This is a genomic window from Bacillus cereus group sp. BfR-BA-01383, assembly GCF_022663495.1.
Classification (GTDB): domain Bacteria; phylum Bacillota; class Bacilli; order Bacillales; family Bacillaceae_G; genus Bacillus_A; species Bacillus_A cereus_AU.
Genome location: NZ_JAKUFP010000102.1, coordinates 1 through 545 on the forward strand (window position 1 = coordinate 1; position 545 = coordinate 545).

Genomic DNA, 545 nt, shown 5'->3' on the forward strand with positions numbered 1-545 from the left:
CAGCACAGCCTGTTCTTACAAACAATCCAATAGTTAAAATTCCAGTTGTATTAGCAGAAAGAACACTTCAAATTGTAGTCGAAGCAAATATTCCACTTCATCCACCAGCAGTAGAAATTAAAAGAGTATTAAAAGATGTATTTTTACAACAATGTAAACTAGTACCTGTTGAATATGAACCAATTGATGAAACAGGATATTGGAGAGTAACAAGAGCAAAATTGTTTGTAGAAGGTTTCATTCGTAAAAATATTGAATATGCTTCTAAAGACTGCAATGGCGTGATTCATGATAAAATTGCAAAAGTTCGATTCTCTGGTTTTGCTGATTTAACTCGAAATGACTTTCTTTCTTTCCCAATGTTAGCCTTTACTTCGGAAAATAAGGCTCGTTTCATTAATCCAAAAAACACTGATGTTCCTCGTCTAGACAAATTCTTCTTTGAAAATAATGTTTTCTATAATGAACAACCATTCTGTGAATTAATTAGTGCAGAATTTTATGAACTTGATTTTTCACCATGTGATCATGATGATGATTATGGT

At 31.9% G+C, this 545-nt stretch carries 1 protein-coding gene; it reads left to right on the plus strand.

What is annotated here, in order from left to right:
• On the plus strand, positions 1-545 hold a 545-nt coding region (locus MR065_RS27065; protein WP_242215743.1), incomplete at both ends, for a CsxC family protein.